The organism is Sporosarcina sp. FSL K6-5500 (assembly GCF_038005665.1).
In the GTDB taxonomy this organism is placed as follows: Bacteria; Bacillota; Bacilli; order Bacillales_A; family Planococcaceae; genus Sporosarcina; species Sporosarcina psychrophila.
In genome coordinates, this window is the sequence record NZ_JBBOTP010000001.1 from 2,892,367 (window position 1) to 2,918,387 (window position 26,021).

A 26,021-nucleotide genomic window follows, 5' to 3' on the forward strand; every position below is an offset into this window, starting at 1 on the left:
GGGGATAGGTAATGTGGGTTTATGAAAAAAAACTCTTGTATCCAGTTGAGGTAGGTACATGTAATCCGACGCTCGCGAAATACCTTATGGAACAATATGGTGGAGCAGATGGGGAACTTGCTGCGGCGCTCAGATATATGAATCAGCGTTATACGGTTCCAAGTAAGGTCATCGGGGTATTGACTGATATTGCAACGGAAGAATTCTCTCATCTCGAAATGCTAGCGACGATGATTTATAAATTGACGAAAGACGCAACACCCGAACAGCTAGTAGAGGCTGGCCTTGGTGCACATTTCGTCAATCATGGTCACGATCTCTTCTATGAAAATGCAGGCGGTGTTCCGTTTACTGCAACGTATATTCAAGCGAAAGGTGATCCGATTGCCGATTTGTATGAAGACATCGCAGCTGAAGAAAAAGCGAGAGCGACATACCAATGGCTTATCGACGTTTCAGACGACCCGTTAATCAATGATTCCTTGAGGTTTTTGAGGGAGAGGGAAAATATTCATTCTTTGCGCTTTAGGGAATCAGTTGAACTACTAAAAGATGAGCGTGATCGTAAAAAGGTATTTTAAAAGATTATTCCGTTCCCCTGGTAATTGGGTGACGGAATTTTTAATTTACTAGAATCAGTATCCTTAAATTTACTAAACTAATTGATTATAGAACTACCACCTCCTTCACGTTGTTTAAGAAGTGATGGATTTCTGCGAACATCAGCATAACCGCCTATTCCAATTCAAATAGGACTTTTCACTAGAAGCTGAAGGATAGAAGATGGGCTTCAAGACTCAATTTCGACTAGATTCATATCCTGGTATTTTTATTTTAGACCGTATAATATCTGTCGCAAGATTCATACTAAGATTAAATTGTTTGAAAGGAGCTAAGAAGTGTGGAGTCTGCACAATCACAACAACAGCTTCAACAACTAAAAAAACTGCAAATTCAACTTCAACAACTCGAACTGCAGATACAGATTCAACAGCAGGAGCAAGAAGAACAACAGCAACAACAACAACAACAACAACAGCAACAACAGCAGCAACAACAGCAACAACAGCAACAACAGCAACAACAGCAACAACAACAGCAACAGCAACAACAGCAACCGCCACAACAACAACAACAACAACAAGAACCGCTGCAACAACAACAAGAACAACAACCAGAACCACAGCAACCGCAGCAACAACAACAACCAGAACCACAGCAAACACCGCAAACACCGCAATCACAAGAACCAAAGCAACCTGAACCACTGGAACAACCACAACAATCAGAAGGGCAATCGCAACAACAACAGAAGATACTTTACTTTGAGCCCCCAAGAATGGTGTCAACTTCAGATATTGGCTATTTGAAAAATATGCTAAATTCGAATTTGCTAGCGGTGAAACAGTATAGACAGGCCGCTCAAAGTTGCCAACTGCCTGATTTAAAACGACAATTCGAAGAAGCAGGGAAAATGCACTTGACGCACTATGATAATTTGCTAACTGTCCTAAATGAAAACGGGGGTAATATGCAATGACTTCTACTAAAAAGATTCAAAATCCTAAAACACAGCTTTCTAAAAAGTCCGCGGTCAATGATTCTGATCTGTTAAGCTCAGCATTAGCGACGGAAAAAAATATGTGCAACTCCTACGCAATTGCTATGCCTGAAGCGAGCAATTCAAAGTTCTACTCATCACTATTTGATATGATGAAAGAAACATCGCAGCAACATCGAAAATTATATGATTTGCAATTCCAACATGGTTGGTGCTCGCTTACACCTGCTCAGTCTAGTGAGGTTACAGCCCTTTATCAGGAGTACACCGAGTACAAGCAACAACTAAAATAACAAAAGTAACACGAATAAACACCACTAAGTTGATTGAGTGGTGTTTATTTTGGATTCATTGTCCTAAAGCACTAATGAAATCCAATAGATATGCTGGAATAGAACGACACTGTAAAGCAGAATTGCAGATCCAACTAATAGTTTTAAATACCTTTTTTGTTCAACCTCTGTCAGTAAATAGAGTAAAACACAGGGCAAACTAATTTTAAGGGCGTAAAATCCCCAAATGCTTGTGTCGTAGATAAGTGCCATTAATGGATTCGCTTCAGTGATATACTGTTTTTGAATGCCAAAATCGGTGAAAAATGAATCAACAACGGCTAATAGTAAAAGAAGAATTCCGGCGGTAAGCAGTTTTTTACGGGTGGAAAATATATTCCTGTCATCCTGAATAGTAACGCCTCCTATGCTGACGATAGTTAAAGTTCTACATAGAGTTTGGGATAACTTGCGGCTATTCATACTAGACAGTAAGGCTGATGAAAGAGTGTGAACAATGCGGTGAATGATTTTCTTTTGTATACTATATATGTTGAACAAATGAATACGTCGTATGCGCTTACAAGGGCTTTTGGGAGGCCACTGAAACAGCCCTTGTACTTGGAATGAATTAGGATTCCTACTAATACCGCTTCGGCGCTTTGTGGATGCCTCCCGCGATAAGCCAGAAAGGAGACCGCTTTCAGTCTTATCGCTTCGGCTACCACGAAGTCGCGCCTGCGCTGGATGGTCTATATGAGAAAGCGCATTTTAGTAGCTGGGATGAAATCTACAACCTAGATTGCCGATTTCTTTACTATAATTATATATGTTGAATCCGGTATATATACTGAGTGCCGTAGCGGTTCAATGGAATTCTTTATTTCAAATTTATATAGTATCAACTAGTAATCACCTTACAATCTCGCCATATACATCCAAAATCACATTTCTCTCGATAATGAACAACCTAGCGCAGGCATCCCCAAAGCGCCAAGTGTTCTACAATCCACACCCCGAATTACAACTCACTCATTATCGAGAACCACAGCAGATTCAATGGGATTCTTTAATTCAACATATATATATCGAGCGAAGGCTACTCATGAACAGGATTTGTGGAGTTAGAAAGAAGGTGTTCGTTTGATCCGGACGATGGGACTCACAGTAGAGAATAAATTATTATTTGATTTTCCGCTAGAAGACATACATACTCGTCAATTCAAGTGGTACTGGGTGGATTTGGAACAGCCAAATGAAGAAGAAGCTTCTTTGTTGCATTCATTTTTTCAGTTTCATCCGCTGACTATCGAAGATTGTTTGAACCGTCTTCAACGACCGAAATTGGATTTTTATGATGACTATGCTTTTTTTGTATTGCATACCATAAATCCTGAAACGATAAAAGCAGAAGAAATAAATTTGTATCTCGGAAAAAACTATGTCATCACTTTTCATTATACGGCGGTTCAGGGGCTGGAAAATGCGAGGGAAAGGATTATTCAAAATCCAGGGAAATGGAAAAAAGGACATGTTTTTGTTGCGCATCAGATTATCGATAAAATCGTCGATGATTACTTCCCGGTACTTCATAAAATAGAAGATCATCTGGATGATATTGAAGACACGCTTGCACCATCAACTGTTCATTTATCCATGGATTCTGTATTCGAAGTCCGCAGCAATTTATTGCGATTAAGGCGAACAATTTTGCCGATGCATGAACTTTTACATCGAGTAATTAATTCAGAACGGATAAAGCTATCTGCGAATGAACAAGCCTATTTTAGTGATATCTATGATAATTTACTACGACTCGGAGATATTCTTGAATCTAACCGGGAACTAACAACTGATATTAGAGACAGCCAATTATCGATAAATTCGAATCAAATGAACCGTATTATGATGATACTGACGATTGTATCATCCGTTTTCATACCTCTAACGTTTATAGCGGGTGTATACGGGATGAATTTTGAGTTCATGCCGGAACTTACTTGGCGATACGGATACATCATCGTATTAATTGTTATGCTTGTAATAGGAACGTCTATGTTGGCATTGTTCAAATATAAAGGCTGGTTAGGTATGTTTAAATCTTAAATGGTAGTCATTTGTATGGATAGATTTATCGAAAGGCGTCAGCATCTACATAGCTGGCGCCTTTTTAAACGTTGTTCTTCCTTACTCTATAAAACTATATATGTTGAACAAATAAATACTATACAGACTAAGCGAAGGCGTCCCCTAGCGCCGTAGCGAATTCGATGGCATCCTATAATTCCATATATCTACTTGATTAATCGATTAGTAAGCGTTAACATGTTGAATAGTTGTTATATTCAGAACATACTAACCGGTTAGTACACATATTATTTATAGAATGAAAGGATGGAGAGAGATTATGAATTTTTCATACTCGGAAAAGACGATTGAATTGCAACAGAAGTTGACGGCATTTATGGAAGAACTTGTTTATCCAAATGAAAAGACTTTTGACGAACAGCTAAATGCACAAGAAAATCGCTGGGCGCAAAATCCGCCAATTATAGAAGAGTTGAAAATGAAAGCACGCGAAAAAGGTCTATGGAACTTGTTTCTTCCTGAAAGTGAAATGGGTGCAGGCCTTACCAATGTAGAATATGCACCGCTTTGTGAAATTATGGGCCGATCATTAATAGGGCCAGAAGTATTTAACTGCAACGCGCCTGACACAGGAAACATGGAAGTGCTTGTGCGATATGGAACGGAAGCGCAGAAAAAACAATGGCTCGAACCGCTGTTAGATGGGGAAATCCGGTCTTGCTTTGCTATGACAGAACCGGATGTCGCTTCTAGCGACGCAACAAACATCCAATCAAGCATTATCAGGGATGGGGACGAGTATATATTAAATGGGCGTAAATGGTGGACTTCCGGCGCGGGCGATCCGCGTTGTAAAGTTGCAATTTTCATGGGCAAGAACGATCCTAATGCTGCGTTGCATGAGCAGCAGTCGATGATTTTAGTGCCACTTGATACACCCGGGGTGAAGGTTGAGAGAATGCTTTCCGTATTTGGCTATGATCATGCGCCGCACGGACATGCGGAAATCACATTTGACAATGTTCGTGTACCGGCGGAAAACATGTTGTGGGGTGAAGGGAAAGGATTCGCGATAGCGCAAGGTCGTCTAGGACCTGGTCGAATTCATCACTGCATGCGGTTAATTGGCGCTGCAGAACGTGCGCTTGAAGAAATGTGTATTCGTGTTCAACAACGTTCTGCATTTGGGAAATCTATTGCTGAACAAGGCGTCGTTCGAGAATGGATTGCAGAATCACGCATTGATATCGAGCAGGCACGCCTTTTGACGTTAAAAGCAGCTTATATGATGGACACGGTTGGTAATAAAGAAGCGAGAGCAGAAATCGCGATGATTAAAGTGACGGCGCCAAATATGGCACTGCGTGTAATCGACCGCGCTATTCAAGCGTTTGGTGGAGCGGGTGTAAGTGGAGATTATACATTGGCGGCGCAGTGGGCAAATTCAAGAACGCTGCGTCTCGCAGATGGACCTGATGAAGTTCATCGCAATCAAATCGCACGTCTGGAACTTAAAAAATATGCAGCTCACGGAAAGGGGAACTAATTATGACTGTACTTGACCTTTTTAGATTAACGGGGAAAACAGCAATCGTAACAGGTGGTGGCAGAGGACTTGGGGCACAGATTGCAAAAGGGTTTGCGGAAGCAGGTGCAAACGTTGTGCTGTGTTCACGCAATATTGAAGCTTGTATTGAAATGAGTAAAGAACTGGAAGCGCTTGGTGTTCGGTCGATTGGACTTGCATGTGACGTGACGAATCAGCATGACGTAAAAAAGGTAGTTGAAGAGACGATGAAAATTTTTGGCACGATAGACATCCTTGTCAACAATAGCGGGGCAACATGGGGTGCGCCTGTTGTTGACATGCCCTATGAAGCGTGGAAAAAAGTGATGGATGTAAACGTCAATGGCACATTTTTGATGAGTCAAGAAGTCGGTAAAGTCATGATTGAGCAAGAAAACGGAAAAATCATTAACATCGCATCCGTTGCTGGACTTGGCGGGACGCATCCGAGCTTTATGGATACTATCGGCTACAACACCAGTAAAGGAGCAGTTATCACATTTACGAAAGATCTCGCAGCTAAATGGGGGCAGCACAATATTAACGTTAATGCGATTGCACCTGGATTTTTCCCAACCAAAATGTCAAAAGTCACAATTGAACAAGGGCATGAATATATTTTAAATTCCACACCGTTAAACCGCTTAGGGTCAGAAGAAGATTTAAAAGGTGTCGCTCTTTTCCTTGCATCGAAAGCTTCTGACTATGTGACGGGAGATATTCTGCTAGTCGACGGTGGAATGAGTACATTATGAAAGAAGAGCTTACTAGACAAAGCATTCAACTTTTTGAACGGAAAGGGTTTAGTTCAACCTCTGTTCAGGACATTGTTGATTCACTAGGCGTGACGAAAGGGACTTTTTACTATTACTTCACGAGTAAAGAAACGCTTCTTATGGACATCCATCTCCGCTATATCGATGATTTAGTAGCCAGACAAAAGAAGGTTTTAGACAGTAATGAAAGTTGCCGAAATCAGCTTACGAAAATTGTTGAGATGCTCATTAAGGATATTCAAACACAAGGTTCAAATGTACGTGTTTACTTTAGGGAGATGCGTCATTTATCAGAGGAAAACAGTAGTGTCATAAAAAATAAACGAAGAATGTTCCATCTCACTATTGAGAAAATCATTAAAGAGGGAATTGAAAAGAAGGAGTTTCGGGATAATCTAGATCCCAAAATGACTACTTTTGCGATTTTAGGGGTTACAAACTGGAGTTATGAATGGTTTGACCCGTCTGGCAATATATCGTCGAAAGAACTTGCGAATATGTATATGGATTTCATCTTACACGGAATTGATTTGAAGGGGGAATGAATGATGAGTGCGAATGAAATTAAGCATATTCTTGTTGTTGGAGCGGGACAAATGGGGCATCAAATTGCTATGCTGTGCGCGCTTGGAGGATACAGGACTTCATTGCAGGATGTAAATAGTGAAGCACTGAAGGGTGCAGAAGCGAGCTTGGAAAAGCGAATGGATAAATGGGTTGCAAGTGGGAAGTTAACTGCGAGTAGCAAGGAAACTGCTTTTCAAAATCTCACATTCACGGATAATCTCAACGAAGCCGCGAGAGATGCAGATTTTGTAATTGAAGCGATTGTGGAAAAACTAACTAGTAAACAGCAATTGTTTAGGGAACTGGACCGTCTTACACCGAAACATGCCATTTTAGCCTCTAATAGTTCAACCATCGTCAACTCGTTGCTTGCAGAAGTGACGGAGCGTCCAGACAAAGTTTGTAACGCGCATTTCTTTTTCCCACCTCTGGTTATGGAGTGTGTGGAAATCGTCATGAGTGAAGAAACGTCTGAAGAAACAGCGCAGACTGCATTAGCTGTTTGTGGACAAATCGGCAAGGAGGGAATTATCCTTCGAAAGGAAATATCCGGCTTTGTCGCAAACCGTATATTAGGCGCAATTCATAAAGAAGCCATTGCACTTTATGAAAATGGAATCGCTGATTTTAAAGATATAGATTTAATCGTGAAAAAATCGCTTGGGCATCCATTGGGACCGTTTGAACTTATTGATTTATCCGGCGCAGACGTTGTCAATTTTGTCATGCAGCAGCAATTCGCGGAAACGGGAAATCAGGCAGACAAACCAGCTGCATGTATTGTGCAAAAAGTAGAAGCAGGTCATTTAGGACGGAAAACGGGACAAGGATTCTATTCCTACAATCGCGGCTGATGAGGGTGAATTAATTCCAAAAGAATAGGGAGTGAGTAGGGTGATATCAACAACTAACGATACGATACCTGTCCGAAAAGGAGAAGGATTGGACGAAGAAGTCCTCTTGCGATTTCTTCGGGAGAATTGTGCCGATTTACCAGAAGGTGAACTTGAAGTTCGGCAGTTTGGAACGGGCCATTCTAATTTAACCTATGAAATCGAAATAGGGACTTGGCAAGCGGTACTTCGACGTCCGCCACTCGGTCCAGTTGCTGCGAAAGCGCATGATATGGAACGAGAATTCAATGTATTAGCTGCACTTCATCCTGTTTATCCAACTGCACCGAAACCGCTCGTCTTTTGTAATGATTCAACTATCATAGGTAGCCCATTTTTTGTTATGGAAAGACGGAACGGAATTGTTCTCGATACAGAGTTTCCAAGTGGTACGAATTCTCCTGAAGAATTAGGAAGAAAAGTATCTGAAATCATGGTCGATAAACTTGTGGAGTTACATGCGATTGACTACAAAAAAACAGCACTTGTTGAGATGGTCAAGCCGGACGGGTTCTTGGAAAGGCAAGTCCATGGCTGGATTGGACGCTATGAAAAAGCGAAGACATCTGCTATTGAGGAAGTTGCAGCGCTTACTACTTGGCTGCAAAACAATATTCCTGAATCAGCTGAACCAACGATTATTCACTATGATTATAAATTAAATAATGCGATGTTTTCACCTGATTATTCTGTGATGACAGGATTGTTTGACTGGGAAATGACGACTGTTGGAGACCCACTTGCAGATGTCGGGGCGGCACTAAGTTATTGGATGCAGGCAGATGATCCGGATCAGTTACTGCATGGACTTGGCAAACCACCGATTACGATTCAGAAAGGATTTTTCACACGCGAAGATTTTATTGCGCGTTATGCAGAGAAAAGTGGGCGGGATATGACGAATATTAATTATTATAGTACCTTTGCGTACTTTAAACTCGCTGTCATTTGTCAGCAAATTTATTACCGCTATAAAAATGGACAAACGACAGATGCTCGCTTCTCTCATATGGATAAATTTGTAGAGATACTTGTCAAGCAAGCGATGGTCGGAACGACAAAATGATGACAGTAACTCGACCAAAGCTTCATGTCATTCTTCAAAAAGAAGCGATCATGCCAGAGTTGATCAATAAAGATAAAGTGGCAGTCGTGTTTGATATTTTACTTGCGACAACGACCATTGCCACACTTCTTCATCATGGAGCAAAGGAAGTTATCCCTGTAATGGACGGGGAGGAAGCCTTGAAAGTAGCGGGAAGTTTTGAGAAATCAGCGACAATTATAGCTGGAGAATCTGAAGGACTAACAATTGAAGGTTTTGTGGATCCGCTTCCCACGATACTTAAATATGTTGCAAAGGGAAAAACTATCATCCTTTCAACAACGAATGGCACCGTCGCTATTCGTCATGTCGAGAACGCAAAAAAGGTATTCGCCGCCTCATTGATAAATGGGCACGCTGTTGCACGAAAAATAGCACTAGAGCACGTGGACGATTCAATCATTTTAATTTGCGCTGGAACCATGAAGCAGTTTTCCCTAGAGGACTTTTACGGGGCAGGCTATTTCATAGATGAATTACTTCGACAAAATGAGTCGTGGGAACTGACGGATTCTGCGAAAGCAGCTCTGTATTTATATAGAGGGAATAAAGAGAACGCCGCTTCGATACTCAAAACATCTTTAACAGGCCAGATGCTTATGCAAGTGGATTTGGAGGAAGATATTCTCTATTCCGCTACTAGAGGAATAGTTGAGGTTGTACCCGAATTTGAGGACGGGAAAATGAGTGTGAAAGGGGATAAAACGATTGACTACTGATCAACTAATATATCGTGGTACGTCATTTTTATACAGCGCGTCGCAGCCAGAAGCTATTTTCACCCCGGAAGATTTTACGGCTGAACACCATATGATTGCCGATACGGCGAAGAAATTCATTGAAAAAGAAGTGCGGCCTCACAATGAACAAATTGAGGGCGGGGACTTTACGCTTGTCAGGTCACTTCTTAGAAAAGCAGGAGAATTGGGTTTGCTTGCCCATAGTATTCCCGAGAAATACGGTGGACTTGGCCTCGATAAAATCACGAAAGGGCTTGTAGGGGAAATTATCGGAGCTGCAGGTGGTTATAGCGTTGCACATTCTAATCACACATGTATTGCAACGTTACCGATTACGTATTTCGGATCGCAGTGGCAAAAAGAAAGGTATTTGCCGAAGCTTGCATCTGGTGAATTTATCGGCGCCTATTGCCTTACAGAGCCTTCTGCCGGGTCGGATGCCTTAGCTGCATCTACTACAGCGCTATTAAATGAAGAGGGAACGCATTATTTGTTGAACGGAACGAAGATGTTCATTACAAATGCTTCGTTTTCCGATACCTTCATTGTCTATGTAAAAGTCGATGGTACCAAGTTTACGGCGTTCATCGTTGAAAAAGATTTTCCAGGCTTATCACTTGGGCCAGAAGAACAGAAGATGGGCATCAAGGGTTCGTCCACGACAGCCGTATTTTTCGACAACTGTGAAGTGCCTGTCCAGAACTTATTGGGTGAAATCGGCAAAGGACATCATATTGCATTGAATGTGCTAAATCTGGGCCGCTTCAATCTTGGTTCTGCCTGCACAGGAGCAGCGAAATACACCTTCAAGTTAGCGATTGATTATACAAATGAACGTCAACAATTTGGCAAGAGGATTGCATCCTTTACTGCCACCGAAGAAAAAGTGGCAGATATGGCAATACGCATTTACGCAGCAGAGTCTCTTCAATACCGAACTGCTTCCTATCTTGAAGATGCACTTGGTGAAGTGGACGGGTCAAGTAACATGAAGCTTATTGCAGACAGAATGAGGGAGTATGCGGTTGAAGCCGCTATCTGCAAAGTATACGGTTCTGAAACGTTGGATTATGTTGCGGATGAATCACTTCAACTTCATGGCGGTTATGGATTTATAAAAGAGTATAAGGTTGAACAAGTGTATCGTGATTCGCGTATTAACCGAATTTTCGAAGGTACAAATGAAATTAACCGATTGCTCATTCCGATGGCTCTGTTGCAACAGGTGGGGAAAGGATTAGTCCCGTTACCAGGGCTTGTCGGGCAGGCCGTTGCGCAACTAAAGCAATCAATTGAGTTAGAGGATGAAATTCTAGCCCATGAAAAAGAAGCAATCCGTTCAATCCGCAATGTATTTTTACTGTCCATAGGTCTTGCTTATGAAGCTTTTGCAGCTAGTATTGCGGATGAGCAAGAAACGATACTAAAATTGGCTGACATCGCAATTGCACTATACGCAGCTGAATCTGCTGTACTGCGAACTGAGAAATCAATTGCAAAAAAAGGTGAAGAAAAATCTACTCTTAAAGTGCAACTGACAGAAGCTTTGATTGACGATACGCTTTTCGAAGTTGAGATGATTGCTCGCAAATTGATTGCAGGTGTTACAACTGGAGAGAAGCGCAAGACAGCACTTGCTGATGTGACAAATCGATTTAGTAATCTAGCGAGTAAAGGCACAATCCAAACGAAAAGAGCCATTGCTAAAGCATTTAATGAATCACGGCAGTATATATCTTAAAGGGGGATTTTGAAGATGAAAGCAATTCGATTTGAACAGTATGGAGGTCCGAACGTGTTGGAACTAGTCGATATCGATAAACCAACAATTGGCGATCAAGAAGTGCTGGTTGAAGTGAAGGCGATTGGTGTGAATTATGCGGATATCGCGCGTCGTGAAGGGAAATACGTTGTGCCGACTCCGCTGCCGTTTATGCCTGGTGCTGAAGTTGCAGGCGTTATTACTGAAGTAGGGAAAGACGTTAAACGTTATAAATCTGGTATGCGCGTCGTGTCTTTAATTGAATCGGCGGGTTATGCGGAGTATGTGAATCTTCATGAGATGGCACTTGCCCCTATTCCTGACGGCGTTGATTTTGTTGAGGCAGTCGCGCTACCCCTGCAAGGGCAAACGGCATACCATATTTTAAAGACAATGGGACGGCTTGAAAAAGGAGAAACCGTTCTCGTTCATGCAGCAGCAGGTGGGGTCGGTGCAATTGCAGTTCAACTTGCGAAAATATTTGGAGCAGGCAAGATTATTGCTACTGCAAGCAGTGATGAAAAATTGGTGCATGCAAAAGAAATGGGTGCCGATCATGTTGTTAACTATACAGAAGAAGGTTGGGAATTAAAGGTCCGTGAACTAACCAATGGTAAAGGCGTGGATCTAGCACTTGAAATGGTCGGTGGCGATATTTTCCGCAAGACGTTGAAATGCCTTGCACCATTCGGACGTGTGGTTGTATTTGGTGCGGCAAGCGGTGAATCCTCACCACTGCTGGCTGGAGAATTGATGCGCCGCAATCAATCTGTCATTGGATTTTTCCTGCCACAAATTATGAATAATTATGATATGTATCAAGCTAGTTTCAAGGAATTGCTTGGGTTTATTGAGAGCGGCGATTTAGCATTGACGATTGGCGGCACGTACAGACTGGAAGAAGCGGCGGATGTACATCGATTGATGCAGGGGAGAAAAACGATGGGGAAACTTGTTTTGATTCCTTAATAATAGTGGTAATTAGAGAGTTGAGAAAAAATACCCCTCAACTCCGCTGCGGCGCTCGGGGATGCCTTCCGCCATAAGCCTGACGCTGCGCGGCTATCAGTCTTATGGCGTCGGCTACCCCTTTTAAGACGCCTTCGCTAAGTTTTTACATGTAGTCATATGTTCAATAAATAGGTAGTTGAGAGATTGATAAAGATTTCCTACTCGTGGTGTTTCTATATGTAAAGAAAATGTATTAAAACTTATTTGCATGAGTGACGTAAGGCGGTCATAATACGCTTCGTGCCGGTCATAAACAGCCCAATGGCGGTCATAAGTACATTCATGGTGAGCATAACAGGCACCTATTCAATTGAGATTAGTGCTAGAATAGAGTCAAGAAAAGATAATGGGGATAGATGGATGAAAACGTACCTGATCAAGAAAGCGTTGAATAATAATGTACTTATTGCTACTGATGTGAATGGAAATGAAGTCGTTTTAATTGGTCGGGGCATTGGCTTTGGTAAAAAGTCTGGAGAGTCGATTATTCGAGAGGAAGTTGAGAAATTATTTGTATTGAATGATCCTGAAGAGCAGGAGCAGTACAAACAGCTTATTTCCACTCTTGATGAAAAGACATTAAAAGTGCTTATTTCAGCAGTCGAAATTATTCGGGAACGGGCTGGCATGCCGCTAAATGAACATATCCACATAGCGCTGACAGACCATTTATTCTTTGCGGTTAATCGGATGAGACGGGGAATGGTAATTCGGAATCCTTTTTTACTGGAGACAAAGGCACTTTATCCTGATGAGTATAAAATTGCTGCTGAAGTGACAGCGATGGTCAATGAACAGCTATCTGTCGCGCTCCCAGAAGGTGAAATTGGTTTCATTGCCTTACATATTCACAGTGCCCTTGTAAATAAAAATGTGCGTGAATTAACGAGACATTCAGATTTAATTGTTCGACTTGTCACAATGATTGAAGAGCAATTGGACATAATTATTGATAAAACTAGCATCGACTATATTCGTTTAATCCGCCATCTTCGTTTTGCAATTGAGCGGGTGGTACGTGGAGACAAGATTGCTGAGCCGGAAAAAATCACAGGGTTGTTAAAAAACGAGTATCCAATTTGTTACAATCTAGCTTGGAAGCTGATTAAAGTAATGCAACAGACCTTACAAAAAGAGATCTATGAAGCTGAAGCGGTTTACTTAACACTTCATCTCCAACGGATACAAGCAAAAATGGAATAAAGATCGTAATCTGTTGCAGGTCAAATAAATCTATTTGCAAGGTTCTAATAACTATGATAGGGTTAATATATAAAGTCATTGGGTAATACAATTGGCGTCAGACATAATTTATAAAAATATTATCTTCGTACGTGTTACTGATACGATCAGGCATGAGTGAAAAGATGATTGATGATAGTTTTGGGGGCAACTCTTAGGCTTATTTCAATTTCCTTTTTTCTCATGTCTTTTTTGTATGTATATATGTTGAACATATGAATAGCTATTAAACTAAGCGAAGGCATCCCCAAGCGCCGTAGCGAATTCAATGGAATTTTTTATGTCAACCTATATAGTTGAAAAACCCCGATGACTTATTAAAGATTTAGGAGGTTATACAGTGTTTAAAAAAACTTTTGGTGTTTTACAAAAAGTTGGACAAGCTTTAATGCTTCCAGTAGCCCTACTTCCAGCAGCAGGTTTATTGCTTGGTATAGGTAATGCTGCCCAGCAAGAAACAATGCTTAACTATCTGCCATTTTTATCAGCAGATTGGATCCAGTTGACAGCAACAGTAATGGAAGATGCGGGGGGAATTATTTTTGATAACTTACCGCTCATCTTTGCAATTGGTGTCGCGATTGGGTTAGCAAAAGACGGCGCTGCAGCACTTGCGGCACTTGTTGGTTACCTTGTATTGAATCAAGTAATGAGTTCATGGCTCGGGATTACACCAGACATGCTTGCTGATAATCCAGCCTATGCACTCGTTTTCGGAATTCCAACGTTACAAACCGGAGTTTTCGGCGGGATTATTGTAGGTTTGATAGCAGCGTTTTGTTACAACAAGTTTCATGATATTGAAATGCCTTCTTTCCTTGGGTTCTTTGCAGGGAAAAGGTTTGTTCCAATTGCTACAGCTGGTGCGGCTTTCGTAGCTGGATTACTATTGATTGTTATTTGGCCAACAGTTCAAGCCGGAATGAATAGTGCATCACTTTGGTTACTCGATGAAGGTACATATATCGCCGTATTCTTCTTTGGATTTATCAAACGTTTGCTAATACCGTTTGGATTGCACCATATTTTCCATGCACCATTCTGGTATGAATTTGGTACATATACGACGGCGGCTGGTTCAGTTGTTCGTGGTGATATGACAATCTTCTTTGCACAATTAAAAGATGGTGTACAACTTACAGCTGGTAACTTCATGGGTGGAGAATTCCCAATTATGATGTTTGGTTTGCCGGCAGCAGCGCTCGCGATGTATCATGCAGCGCGACCAGAAAAGAAAAAATTAGTTGCAGGACTATTAGCGTCAGGTGCTTTAACATCATTCTTAACAGGGATAACCGAACCACTTGAATTTTCATTTTTATTCCTGTCGCCTATACTTTTCTTACTCCATGCTGTTTTAGATGGTTTATCATTTGTATTGATGACATTTTTGGAAGTTCATATCGGTTACACCTTCTCAGGTGGAGCCATTGACTTCTTCCTCTTCGGTATTTTACCGGGCAAAGAGTCATGGTGGATTGCCGTATTACTCGGCCTTGTTTTTGCAGTAATCTATTACTTCTTGTTCCGCTTTATGATTAGTAAGTTTAATCTAATGACACCGGGACGTGAAGCAGATGATGAAGATACAGAAGAAGCGAAAACTGGTCCAAAGGGCAACACTGATCTTGCTTACAATATTCTTGAAGCAATGGGTGGTCAAAAGAATATCAGCCAGTTAGATGCTTGTATTACAAGGCTTCGTGTATCTGTTATCGATGTTCAAGCCGTTAACAAAAAAGACTTGAAAAAGTTAGGTGCGGCGGGCGTACTTGAAGTTGGTAATAACATTCAAGCAATATTCGGCCCACGTTCTGAAATTATTAAAGGCCAAATTCAAGATGTAATCAGTGGAAAACGACCTCGTACTGAGGTGGTTGAACAACCTGTCCAAGCTGTAAGTAAAGTTATAACGAATCAAACGACAGATGTATTTATTTCACCGATACAAGGCGAGATTAAGCCACTTTCAGAAGTACCTGATGCTGTGTTTGCCGAAAAAATGATGGGCGACGGTTTTGCGATTGTGCCATCTGAAGGTATTGTTGTTTCACCAGTAGATGGGACAATCGTTACTTTCTTCCCGACAAAACATGCATTAGGAATTCAAGCTGATTCAGGAAGAGAAATTTTAATTCATGTTGGAATTGATACGGTCAAATTAGATGGTAAAGGTTTCGAAGCTTTAGTTGCACAAGGTGATCAAGTTAAAAAAGGACAACCTTTGTTGAGATTCGATGTTGATTATATTAAGGAGCATGCGACTTCAATCATTACTCCGATTATCTTCACTAATCTATTTGAGGGTGAATCAGTCGTTATTAATAAGTCAGGTACTGTTGAATTAGAAGAAGACAACATTGTGACGATTGAAAAGTAAGAAAAGCGGAAGGCGCCTTCTAGAACCGAGCGTCTGAAGCTAGACACTATTCTAAGTCGGAAAACTTATACTTTCTTACCTGTAAATACTGAGTGTCAGGCCCCTTTAGAGAGAAATCAGCCATGTATAAAATAGCTGATTTCTTTCTTTTTTGTATTTCACCCTTATAATTAGTGTCAGAAGACTTCCTTAACTGACGAATGGCCCCTGTTTGTGAGATAATACACTTAGAATGAGAGGCTGATTAACAATGACATTTCAAGATTACAACTTAAGCAAGGAGATTACACGGGCGCTAGACGGGCTTGGGTATTCTTCACCAACAGAAGTGCAGGAGAAAGTAATTCCTGCGGCACTTACTAAAAACGATTTAGTTGTCAAATCACAGACGGGTAGCGGGAAGACAGCGGCTTTTGGAATTCCCATCTGTGAAATGGTTGACTGGGACGAGAACAAACCACAGGCGCTAATTTTAACACCGACGCGTGAACTCGCAGATCAGGTCAAAGAAGACATTACAAACATTGGCCGTTTTAAGCGTATTAAAGCTGCCGCTGTTTACGGGAAATCACCATATGCCTATCAAAAAGAAGAACTGAAGCAAAAATGCCACGTAGTTGTCGGGACACCAGGGCGTGTATTCGATCATATTGAGCGAGGTTCACTTGTGCTTGATCGAATTGAATATCTGGTGCTAGATGAAGCTGATGAAATGCTAAATATGGGCTTTATTGACCAAGTCGAATCGATTATTAATAAATTACCGAAAAATAGAACGACTATGCTTTTCTCAGCAACACTTCCAGAAAAGATAGGCAAACTAAGCAGTAAATATATGAAGAACCCGAAAAATATTGAGATAGCTTCTACTGTTACATTGACGGATCAAATTGACCACTCACTCATTATCGTAAGGGATCCACAGAAATTTGACCTGCTGCGTGATGTGACCGTTGTTGAAAATCCAGATAGCTGCATCATTTTTTGCCGGACAAAAGATCAAGTGGATAGTGTTACTGAACAGCTTGAAAAACTCCACTATACTTGCGACAAACTCCATGGCGGCATGATGCAGGAAGACCGTTTCTCTGTCATGGATGAATTCAAGCGCGGCGAATTCCGTTACCTAGTTGCCACAGATGTTGCTGCCCGTGGTATTGATATCGACAGCATTACGCATGTAATTAACTATGATCTCCCTGTGGAAACTGAAAGCTATGTGCATAGAGTAGGGAGAACTGGACGGGCTGGTAAGAGAGGGAAAGCGATTTCTTTCGTTACGCCTAATGAAAATCACTTCCTTGATGAGATTGAAGCGTACATTGGATTTGAAATTCAACAACGCAATGCTCCATCCAAACAGGCAGTTGTAGTAGCAATGGGCGCATTTACAGAGAAAATAGAAAGCCTTCCTGAATTGAAAAAGAACAAAAATGAACTAGTAAATAAAGATATTATGAAGCTCTATTTTAACGGTGGTAAAAAGAAAAAGCTTCGCGCGGTTGACTTTGTCGGTACAATTACAAATATTCCTGGCGTCTCTGCAGAAGACATCGGAATCATTAAAATCCAGGACACTGTGACCTATATTGATATACTGAATGGCAAAGGTAAGCTGGTGTTGAATGAAATGAAAACGACAACAGTTAAAGGGAAGTTATTGAAAGTGCATAAAGCGAATAAATAAATCTCGATATAAAAAAGCAATCCTTGATCAGTATATTCACTGAACAAGGATTGCTTTTTATATACTACTAAGTCCATTTACCAACTGCTTGTCCCACTTGCACTTCACTGTTCAACTCAATAGTCGGAATGAAGTCCGGATTATTTTCTATAAACAGAATAACTGTAGATCCAAAACTGAAATAACCAAAATCATTTCCTTTAATGCATTCTTTTGATGAATTGTGAAGCTGTATGCTATTCACATTTAAAGCTCCAACTTTTATTATGGCCACTTTTCCGAAATCTGTCATTACTTCTGAAATGAGGCGATGATTCGTGGAGAAGGGGCTCTGTCCAAGACGTAATCCTAAACTATTCACTGGATAAGAAACGCCGCCAAGAGCGTAGCGTGAAACCAAACTTCCTGTAACAGGATAGTGGAAGTGATGATAATGGCTAGGTGACAGGTAAAAGATATAATACGTGCCATCTTTATAAGCAGCTGCTTTTTCAGAGGTACCCATAATTTCGTTTATCTTATACTGATGGCCTTTTATCAGAAAAGATTGGTCGGTAGCTATTTTCCCAACTCCACTTGCAACACCATCCACTGGTGAAGTGAGGGCATTGGGCGAAGGATCCACTTGACGAATACCTTCTTTTAGCTGGCGTGTGAAGAGGGCTTGTAGACTTTTATAGTGTGAGATTGGGTGTTCCATTTCGTCATTATTAATGCGATAAGCATTGCTGAATGGCTGAATGAACGGCCGGCTAAATCGTGAACTTGTAAATGATTTTAAGAGAGCAGAAGAAACTGGATTCCCCGTGAGCTCAACAAAAGATTTAAAAAGTGCTTTTTTCATTTAATTTATCCTCCGAACGATTCATTTACACTTTCGCAATACGAATGTTGCTAATCATCAATACTGACATAATCAACATCAATATAACGAAAAATAATGGACCCACATATGGAACAAGGAAAAAGCTTAGTGTCATGACAACCCCTGCTACCGTAATAGGAACACCATAAAATGCACCATCAAATTCAGATGCATTGTAACGAGCGAGACGAACTGCACCGGCTAAGACATAAAAAACGGTAGCAATGATTCCAAGCCAAGGCGTCGAATAAAGTGTTGTTTCGTAAATCAATAATGCGGGTGCTAATCCGAATGAAACTAAATCACATAATGAATCAAGTTCTTTACCAAAAAGCGATTCTGCATTATAATGTCTCGCGACCATTCCATCGAAACGATCAAATAATGCGGCAAGGAAGATGAAAAGTAAACTCATATGACCTAAGCCTTTTATAATAAGAATAATAGCAATAACGCCGAAACATAAGTTCATCAATGTAATTGCATTTGCTAACTGCGCTTTCACTTTGGATTGTTCAACATAATCAGGTGAAATCATAAAACACCTCCTAATAGTGTACATACGATCTTAGACTAATTAATAGCCATGATTTCAACTACCCGAAAATACAATGATACCATGATTTCTATGGTGAAAACTGTGAAATTAAAGACGAATTAAAATAAAGTATGTAACCGGTAATCTTATATTATACTTGAATAATGAATGCTGTGCAATTTAAAGTATGAATGTCAGCCGCTTTGCTCTCTTTCAATCTCTTGGACCTCCCGTTACTTATAATAAACTGTTATTGCAGTAAGGGTTTCTTACTACATGAACAAAAGCGTTCAAACAAGCTAAGTGGTGGCGCTACTCCTATATGATTAGCCATAGGAATAACTTCAGTGGACAATAGCTTATTCAGAGATAAGCAGTGGGGGAACTGACCATCTACTATCCCCTACACTTAAAAAAATCATAGCTGCTTTGTCTAATGTAAGCTGAAATCAAGATCTTTGATTTTCCCATAAAATGTTTTGGCAAAAACCTCGATGCATCATGAATGTCTCGATGATTCTTTTTAAAAGAAGTGTAAACGCCCAAAAAGTAGAGATAGTGATTGCAACAAAAAAGCCCCAATCAATTGCTGATAGGGGCGTTACTGTTATTCAGAGGGACTATTTCGACATCATTAATTTTTTTATATCGTGGCCTTTAAACTTCACTGTCAATTTTAACGTTGTATAATCAATCACTTCGAATGCCTCTGATGCTTGCTTGATGATATCTTCATCATCCATGTCTGGTTCAAGCGAGAGTTCCTCGAAGATTGTATTAAGCTTTTCCATGGCTTTATTGCCATGCAAGTAGAGGTCTTCTATTTGATTTTCGTATGTTGCCTCTGTTTTATCACGTTTTTCATCATAATTGGCGGTGACTGCTTGTTTGATTTCTTTTGTATCAATTGCTACATCAAAAGCCGTGAAGCCGTATGTCTCACCAAGCGGCTCTTTGGGTGAATCGGATTCTGTTACTAGGTTCTTATTGCTACAACCGACAATCAGTATTAGTGTAGAAATCATCGCGATTCGTAAAATTAAACGCATCATATTCAACTCGGTCATCCTTTCCGGCCTTATCTAAAGTAGACTACTGTCAATCTAACCGGAGTAGGGGGGAGTTATACGGATAGAGACGATAAATCTGTTTCCAATCACGTGTCAGTATTAAACACCTAAGAAGAACAGTATGACTGGAATAGTGATAATGCTGATTAGTGTTGTGAAAAATGTTGTAAACGATACAAGATCAGGTTCTGTCCCAAACTGTAATGCAAGCATCGTTGTATTTGCCGCTGCGGGCATGGATGCTTGTACAATAACGACCGCTTTTAGAAGGTCATTGACGGGCATGAAATACAAAATTCCGACTGCAATCAACGGAGAGGCTACCATTCTGATAATACTGACGGCAGAAACATAGCGGTAAGCGACTCTTTTTCGCGAAATGGCCGCAAGCTGCATACCGAGTACGAGCATCACAGTCGGAATAGATGCATCAGCAATGAGGCTAACGGCATCCATGACTGCGTTTGGAATGGGCACTGAAACTAGCTGGAGTCCTATTCCTAAAAAGGCGGCATACATGAGTGGCATACGGATTACCCGCTGTGCGGACTGGCGTAATGTAGATTTTTCTTCTCCACCCATCGCTGCAAAGAAGATGCCGACGGTATTCATTAGTAACGATTGAAATACCATCATAATAACGGCATAGTCAAATCCGACTGCTCCGAATGCAAACAGTACTACCGGAGCTCCGTAGTTCCCGCTATTCATAAATACCCCGCCAAGAATCATTGCTGATAGTTCTGACCGTGTTGCCTTCATACTAATTGCCGTAATCCATACAACAATTAGCAGGATAGTTGTCAGGAGTAAACTAAATAACACAATATAGAAATAGTCCATCGTCAACTCATTTGTGTAAAACGTGCGGAATGCTAAAAAGGGAGACATTAAATAAAGGGCCGCTGTTGAAATTGATTTAATATCAAAGCCTATAAATTTTTGTCCTATGTAGCCAATTGAGAAGATGATAAATACTGGTAAAATAATTAATAGTAAATTCATTAGGGTTCAGCTCCAACGTTTTGACCTGCTACTAGCATAGCAGAATCTGGACTAGTCAACTATAATGATAGACAAACAAAGTAATGTAGCGAAGTCCAGTAGATTTACATTATCTGCACGGTGCTTTTTGCTGTAAAAAAAGGAGGTTTTTAGTGTGAATGAAATTGTTTCATTCAAGGAAGTGTCATTCAGTAAGGGGGACAAGGTAATCTTGCAGGCCATTAATTGGTCCGTCCATCAAAATGAACATTGGGGAATACTTGGTTTGAATGGATCAGGGAAAACTTCCCTACTTAGTATCATGTCTGGATTCCATTTCCCTTCAACTGGCGAAGTTAGCGTACTGGGCAATCTGTTTGGGAAGACCAATTTGCCGGAACTCCGTAAAGAAATAGGTTTTGTCAGTAGTTCATTGGAGCGCTTTACCGAATATTTCAATAATGAAAAGATTGAAAGAGTCGTAGTAAGTGGAAAGTTTGCTAGTTTCGGTATTTATGAGCAAGTGAAAAAAGAAGAATGGGAGAAAGCGGATTCTTTACTCGAGAGCCTGCAGTTGACGTATTTGAAGGGAAAGCCCTATCGGCTACTCTCAGAAGGGGAAAAGAGAAAAGTCATCATCGCCCGTGCGTTAATGAGTGAGCCTAAAATGCTTGTGTTGGACGAACCATGCTCTGGATTGGATATTCTTTCGCGTGAGCGGTTCCTCCAATCACTGGATGGAATTATGAAGGATGAATGCCATATCGTTTATGTAACCCACCATATCGAAGAGCTTGTCCAAGGGATATCACATGTTCTCCTTCTGAAGGATGGAAAAGTCATCGCCGCAGGACCCAAAGAACAAGTAGTTAGCGATGAGTTGCTAAGTGACACATTTGGAATTCCCGTCCATGTGCATTGGAGGGAAAGTAGGCCATGGTTGGAAATAAGGAGCTAGTATTCGTTCACAAAAAAGTACTCTTTGATAAGGCATTGATTTGCTTCTTGCTATACAATTATAGGATAGCGTTTCATCTAATTAGTAATGGAGTGAATGATTTTTATGATGAAGAATGAAAAATCTGCAAAAACGTTTAAAAAACGTAATTATAAACCATGGATTATTGCACTTTCTGTTATACTCATCGGTGCAATTGGCGTTTTGTCTGGAATGCGAGGAGTTAAAGATTTTGATGCATTCGATCTAACAATCCTTCCTTTGATGAATGCAATTTTCAACAGTTTTACATTTGTATTCCTGGTGTGTGCTCTTATCGCTATTCTTAAAAGGAATATCACTGTTCATCGCCGTTTTATCTACGCGGCGTTTGTTACTACATTTCTCTTCCTAATTACGTATGTCTCTTACCATTATCTAGCACCATCCACGCCCTACGGTGGAGAAGGCTTTATGGCTGGATTCTATTACTTCATTCTAATTACACATATTATTCTTGCAGCAGCTATCGTCCCGCTTGCACTGACGAGTGTAGCTCGCGCATGGAATATGGAGAATGAGCGTCATAAGAAAATTGCGCGATGGACAATGCCGATTTGGTTATACGTCAGCTTTACAGGTGTTTTGGTGTATATACTGATTTCACCTTATTATTGAGTGAGTTGCTGGAGTTAGTATAAATGTATGGACAAACACACTTAAATTAACATCATAGTAGCACATGAATTAGCACTGCCTTTTGGTGGTGTTTTTTTTATGTGGAAATTTAGTCAGTGGAATTGAAATACAGGGGAGTGAATTTTGAAAGTGTAATTTAAAGGTCTTTTATTTTGAATTAATGGAACCTTCTGTATAATTAAACGTACTGATAGTAGAGCGTTCTTTTTATGATGAAGGATGCCTTTGATAAAAAGGAGGGTTTTGAGTAATGCCTTAAGAAATGCCTTGAAACTAAGGGAAGTAATTAAATCCAATTATTCACAAATGGTTTTTCAGTGTAAATACAAATGAAAGAGGTCATACATATGAAAAAATGGAGATACATCGGTATTTTTCTTATCGTTATTGCTATTCTCGCAGCATGTTCAAAAAAGGAAACGCCCGAAGATAGGCTTTCGGCTTATATCAAATTATGGAACGATGCTGAGTTTACAAAAATGTATGATGAATATGTAAGTGAAGCTTCAAAAGATGCTTTTGGTTCAAGTGAATATATTGACCGAACGACGAAGCTTTATAAAGATTTAACTATCACTGATGTAAAAGTTGTTTTTACTAAGTCGGATGAAGATAAGAACTATAAACCTGAGGATCAACCGGAGTTTCCTGTACATATAACAATGGAAACCGTTGCAGGACCAGTGGAGTTCGAGAAAAAAGTAATTATGACATATAGTAAATCAAGTGAAGATGAAAATTGGTTTGTCGAATGGGATCCATCTTTCATTCTCCCAGATTTAACGAAGGCAGATAAAGTAGGCATTTCTACTATTTCTTCAAAGCGCGGTGAAATCTTTGATCGTAATGCACTGCCTTTGGCTATAAACGGAAAAGGCTACGAAGCAGGAATCGTACCAGAAAAGTTCAATGAAGAAAGAGATGCAGAAAAACTCGCAACAATACTTAGCGTAACGCCGGAATTTATTAACAAACAACTCACTCAAAGTTGGGTCAAGCCAGATCAATTTGTTCCTATTAAAAAAGTGGCATCAACCCAAGATATGATTATAGAAAAAATGATTGAAGTGCCAGGGGTTACCTATACACAAGTAGAAATGCGAGAATATCCATATGGCGAGTCACTCTCACATCTTACGGGCTATATCAGTCGTATTAATGCTGACGAGTTAGAGAAAGTCAAAGCTCAGGGGTATGGAGAAAACGATTCTATCGGTAAACGTGGACTCGAACAGCTACTTGAAGAACAGCTCCGTGGTCAGGACGGGATTCGAATATATATTGAGAAAACGAAACAAGAAGCAGAGAGAATTACGATAGCTGAGAAAACTGCGGCAGATGGTAATTCAGTCACATTAACAATCGATGCGGAACTTCAGCAGAGGACATTTAATGCGATGAATGGTGAGGTAGGAACAGCGGCAGCAGTGGATCCCAAAACGGGAGAAATGCTTGTGTTGACAAGTTCACCAGCTTTCGATCCAAATGAATTTATGATTGGCGTGGGTTCATCACGCTACCAAGAATTGACTGATGATCCTTTACAACCACTATTAAATCGATTCGCAGCGACATATGCTCCTGGGTCGGCAATAAAACCGATTACAGCGGCAATTGGATTAGAGGCAGGAACGATTGATCCTAGTAAAGGGTATACAATTGAAGGGAAGAGGTGGAAAAAAGATGAATCATGGGGCAATTTTGGTGTCACAAGAGTTTATACTCCACCGAATCCAATCGACTTAAAAAAAGCACTTGCTTACTCGGATAATATCTATTTTGCAAAGGAAGCACTCGAAATGGGGAAAGATACCCTAACTGAAGGTCTAAAAAGATTCGGTTTTGGAGCAGATATTCCCTTTAGTTATCCACTCCGAACTTCTCAAATATCGAATGACGGAACAATCGGGACAGAAGCACAACTTGTGGATACCTCTTATGGACAAGGTCAAATGTTAATGAACATCGCTCACTTAGCTTCGAGTTATGCTCCAATCCTAAATGACGGAAAGATGTTCAAGATGGTTTTATTCGAAGATGAACCAAAAGGTGAAGTATGGGTAGAGGGGCTAATTTCAGCTGACAACGCTGCAATCCTTCGGGCAGACTTACGTGAAGTAGTGGTAAATGGTTCTGCTAAAGATGCAAATATCCCTTCTGTTAAACTTTCTGGGAAGACAGGCACTACAGAATTAAAGTCATCACAGGAAAAGGGCGGCAAGGAAAATGGATTCTTCGTCGGGTATCAAACAGATGAAACGTCTTATATTTTGGCGATGATGATTGAAAGTATAGAGGATAAAGGTGGAAGCAGCTATGTAGTAAAAAAGGTTGCACAAGTCATGGGGAACTAATAGCTTGTGCAAGCATGGTTTGGGTGTCTAGTTCACTGAAAAAACGCAAGTACAGCGAACGATGCTTTTCATAGTATATATGTTGAACGAATGATTCTATATAATCTCCAGCGAAGGCGTCTACTGGGGTAGCCGAAGCAATAAGACTGACAGTGATTTTCTGTCCGGCTTATTGTGGGAGGCATCCCCTAGCGCCAAGCGTTGTTGGTAGGATTCTTTAATCTAACCTATATAGTTGGAAAATTCCTTATTTTATCGATTAAAGTGATGACTTGCTCGATTTCTAGATTGTCAGGTGATGTAGCTTGATTTTAGCCAATCATGTTTTAGCTATTATATTAGGAGCGCGATTTGGTACAATTCTATGAACAATTTTTTGAAAGTGTAGAAAATAGTTAGTTCAATATTTGTTTGTTGTTTCATAAAAATGGTAAAATAAAAGTATCACGTGATAGTTTGGAGGCGAGTCTATTGGGAAGGATAAACTAAAAATTGGGGAATTAGCCGACATTGCAGGTGTATCTAAACGGACAATCGATTATTATACAAACTTGAATCTTTTAAAACCATCACGTTCCGATACTGGCTATCGTCTTTTTGACCTTTCTGATGTTGAGCAGTTAGATAAGATTTCATATTTAAAGGGAAAAGGTTTCTCACTTGAAGAAATTAATGAGAAGCTGGCGTTTCCTGATACTAGTGAGCTGGTGCTGGAGAAAGCACTCTTAGTAAAAAGTAATCTTCAGGAACTTTTGGTTTTATTAAAAAGAGCTGAACGGGAAAACTCTTCAATTAAGGAGAGCATCACCCATGATACTCTGCCAGTAATACAAGCTTTATTACAATTACTTGTCTAATTTTACACGCGAAAGTAGTAAACAATCATTTCAGGAGGTGGAGGCTTTGCTTAATGTAAGGTTGAC

Annotated in this window: 25 protein-coding genes; 19 read left to right on the forward strand and 6 right to left on the reverse strand. The window is 40.4% G+C overall.

Annotated elements, in window-relative coordinates; genetic code table 11:
• The first annotated feature begins 11 nt into the window (after positions 1-11).
• Entirely contained in the window at positions 12-581 is a 570-nt protein-coding gene (locus MKX62_RS13905) for a manganese catalase family protein (protein WP_067206819.1), read from the forward strand.
• 216 nt (positions 582-797) lie between these two features.
• On the opposite strand, the gene MKX62_RS13910 is transcribed toward MKX62_RS13905, so the two are convergent.
• Positions 798-1,337, reverse strand: coding sequence for a hypothetical protein (locus MKX62_RS13910; RefSeq protein WP_340741667.1), 540 nt, complete (start codon positions 1,335-1,337; stop codon positions 798-800).
• 2 nt (positions 1,338-1,339) lie between these two features.
• On the opposite strand from MKX62_RS13910, the gene MKX62_RS13915 reads away from it, so the two are divergent.
• Entirely contained in the window at positions 1,340-1,540 is a 201-nt protein-coding gene (locus tag MKX62_RS13915; protein ID WP_340741668.1) for a hypothetical protein, read from the forward strand.
• The gene (locus MKX62_RS13920; RefSeq protein WP_067206824.1) at positions 1,537-1,854 is read left to right on the forward strand and encodes a spore coat protein; all 318 of its coding nucleotides are present in this window, start codon (positions 1,537-1,539) and stop codon (positions 1,852-1,854) included. Before MKX62_RS13915 ends, MKX62_RS13920 begins: the two co-directional genes overlap by 4 nt.
• A gap of 63 nt (positions 1,855-1,917) precedes the next feature.
• On the opposite strand, the gene MKX62_RS13925 is transcribed toward MKX62_RS13920, so the two are convergent.
• Positions 1,918-2,394: a DUF5658 family protein gene (locus MKX62_RS13925; RefSeq protein WP_187047010.1), complete on the reverse strand. Its 477-nt coding sequence runs from the start codon at positions 2,392-2,394 to the stop codon at positions 1,918-1,920.
• Positions 2,395-2,976: 582 nt separating this feature from the next.
• Here MKX62_RS13925 and corA point away from each other — a divergent pair.
• The 12 genes from corA to MKX62_RS13985 all read left to right on the forward strand — a co-directional run bounded on the left by corA (position 2,977) and on the right by MKX62_RS13985 (position 17,651).
• The gene (corA, locus tag MKX62_RS13930; protein WP_067206826.1) at positions 2,977-3,939 is read left to right on the forward strand and encodes a magnesium/cobalt transporter CorA; all 963 of its coding nucleotides are present in this window, start codon (positions 2,977-2,979) and stop codon (positions 3,937-3,939) included.
• Between the two features lie 301 nt (positions 3,940-4,240).
• Positions 4,241-5,467, forward strand: coding sequence for an acyl-CoA dehydrogenase (locus tag MKX62_RS13935; RefSeq protein WP_187047011.1), 1,227 nt, complete (start codon positions 4,241-4,243; stop codon positions 5,465-5,467).
• A 2-nt stretch (positions 5,468-5,469) separates the two neighbouring features.
• Positions 5,470-6,243 (forward strand): SDR family oxidoreductase, encoded by a 774-nt coding sequence (locus MKX62_RS13940; RefSeq protein WP_187047012.1) that lies wholly within the window; start codon positions 5,470-5,472, stop codon positions 6,241-6,243.
• Positions 6,240-6,809, forward strand: coding sequence for a TetR/AcrR family transcriptional regulator (locus tag MKX62_RS13945; protein WP_187047013.1), 570 nt, complete (start codon positions 6,240-6,242; stop codon positions 6,807-6,809). The genes MKX62_RS13940 and MKX62_RS13945 overlap by 4 nt, the downstream gene beginning before the upstream one ends.
• A gap of 3 nt (positions 6,810-6,812) precedes the next feature.
• The gene (locus tag MKX62_RS13950) at positions 6,813-7,685 is read left to right on the forward strand and encodes a 3-hydroxyacyl-CoA dehydrogenase family protein (RefSeq protein ID WP_187047806.1); all 873 of its coding nucleotides are present in this window, start codon (positions 6,813-6,815) and stop codon (positions 7,683-7,685) included.
• A 40-nt stretch (positions 7,686-7,725) separates the two neighbouring features.
• Positions 7,726-8,790: a phosphotransferase family protein gene (locus MKX62_RS13955; RefSeq protein WP_421102462.1), complete on the forward strand. Its 1,065-nt coding sequence runs from the start codon at positions 7,726-7,728 to the stop codon at positions 8,788-8,790.
• Positions 8,787-9,548, forward strand: a complete 762-nt coding sequence (locus MKX62_RS13960) for a 2-phosphosulfolactate phosphatase (protein ID WP_340741669.1) — start codon at positions 8,787-8,789, stop codon at positions 9,546-9,548. Before MKX62_RS13955 ends, MKX62_RS13960 begins: the two co-directional genes overlap by 4 nt.
• On the forward strand, positions 9,538-11,310 hold the full coding sequence (locus MKX62_RS13965; RefSeq protein WP_445683533.1) for an acyl-CoA dehydrogenase family protein: 1,773 nt from the start codon (positions 9,538-9,540) through the stop codon (positions 11,308-11,310). The genes MKX62_RS13960 and MKX62_RS13965 overlap by 11 nt, the downstream gene beginning before the upstream one ends.
• A 15-nt stretch (positions 11,311-11,325) precedes the next feature.
• Positions 11,326-12,300, forward strand: a complete 975-nt coding sequence (locus tag MKX62_RS13970; RefSeq protein ID WP_067206840.1) for a quinone oxidoreductase family protein — start codon at positions 11,326-11,328, stop codon at positions 12,298-12,300.
• Positions 12,301-12,702: 402 nt separating this feature from the next.
• Positions 12,703-13,545 (forward strand): glucose PTS transporter transcription antiterminator GlcT, encoded by an 843-nt coding sequence (gene glcT, locus MKX62_RS13975; RefSeq protein WP_067206843.1) that lies wholly within the window; start codon positions 12,703-12,705, stop codon positions 13,543-13,545.
• A 379-nt stretch (positions 13,546-13,924) separates the two neighbouring features.
• Positions 13,925-15,964 (forward strand): glucose-specific PTS transporter subunit IIBC, encoded by a 2,040-nt coding sequence (gene ptsG, locus MKX62_RS13980; protein ID WP_340741670.1) that lies wholly within the window; start codon positions 13,925-13,927, stop codon positions 15,962-15,964.
• A gap of 250 nt (positions 15,965-16,214) precedes the next feature.
• Entirely contained in the window at positions 16,215-17,651 is a 1,437-nt protein-coding gene (locus MKX62_RS13985; RefSeq protein ID WP_067206849.1) for a DEAD/DEAH box helicase, read from the forward strand.
• Between the two features lie 67 nt (positions 17,652-17,718).
• Here the strand turns inward: MKX62_RS13985 and MKX62_RS13990 are convergent, their stop codons facing one another.
• The 4 genes from MKX62_RS13990 to MKX62_RS14005 all read right to left on the reverse strand — a co-directional run bounded on the left by MKX62_RS13990 (position 17,719) and on the right by MKX62_RS14005 (position 21,129).
• Positions 17,719-18,495 (reverse strand): phosphatidylserine decarboxylase, encoded by a 777-nt coding sequence (locus MKX62_RS13990; protein ID WP_067206852.1) that lies wholly within the window; start codon positions 18,493-18,495, stop codon positions 17,719-17,721.
• A 25-nt stretch (positions 18,496-18,520) separates the two neighbouring features.
• On the reverse strand, positions 18,521-19,054 hold the full coding sequence (gene pssA / locus MKX62_RS13995) for a CDP-diacylglycerol--serine O-phosphatidyltransferase (protein ID WP_067206854.1): 534 nt from the start codon (positions 19,052-19,054) through the stop codon (positions 18,521-18,523).
• 620 nt (positions 19,055-19,674) lie between these two features.
• Positions 19,675-20,106, reverse strand: a complete 432-nt coding sequence (locus MKX62_RS14000; RefSeq protein WP_187047017.1) for a YusW family protein — start codon at positions 20,104-20,106, stop codon at positions 19,675-19,677.
• 117 nt (positions 20,107-20,223) lie between these two features.
• Positions 20,224-21,129: an AEC family transporter gene (locus tag MKX62_RS14005; protein WP_340741671.1), complete on the reverse strand. Its 906-nt coding sequence runs from the start codon at positions 21,127-21,129 to the stop codon at positions 20,224-20,226.
• Between the two features lie 154 nt (positions 21,130-21,283).
• On the opposite strand from MKX62_RS14005, the gene MKX62_RS14010 reads away from it, so the two are divergent.
• From MKX62_RS14010 to MKX62_RS14025, 4 genes are all read left to right on the forward strand, one after another.
• On the forward strand, positions 21,284-22,066 hold the full coding sequence (locus MKX62_RS14010) for an ABC transporter ATP-binding protein (protein WP_340741672.1): 783 nt from the start codon (positions 21,284-21,286) through the stop codon (positions 22,064-22,066).
• Between the two features lie 105 nt (positions 22,067-22,171).
• On the forward strand, positions 22,172-22,723 hold the full coding sequence (locus MKX62_RS14015; protein WP_370569972.1) for a DUF420 domain-containing protein: 552 nt from the start codon (positions 22,172-22,174) through the stop codon (positions 22,721-22,723).
• Positions 22,724-23,091: 368 nt separating this feature from the next.
• A complete protein-coding gene (locus tag MKX62_RS14020; RefSeq protein ID WP_338653175.1) occupies positions 23,092-25,098 on the forward strand; it encodes a penicillin-binding transpeptidase domain-containing protein in 2,007 nt (668 codons plus the stop codon).
• Positions 25,099-25,631: 533 nt separating this feature from the next.
• Positions 25,632-25,955 carry a MerR family transcriptional regulator gene (locus MKX62_RS14025; protein ID WP_445683552.1) on the forward strand — a complete coding sequence of 108 codons (324 nt, stop codon included), beginning with the start codon at positions 25,632-25,634 and terminating at the stop codon, positions 25,953-25,955.
• Positions 25,956-26,021: the final 66 nt, after the last annotated feature.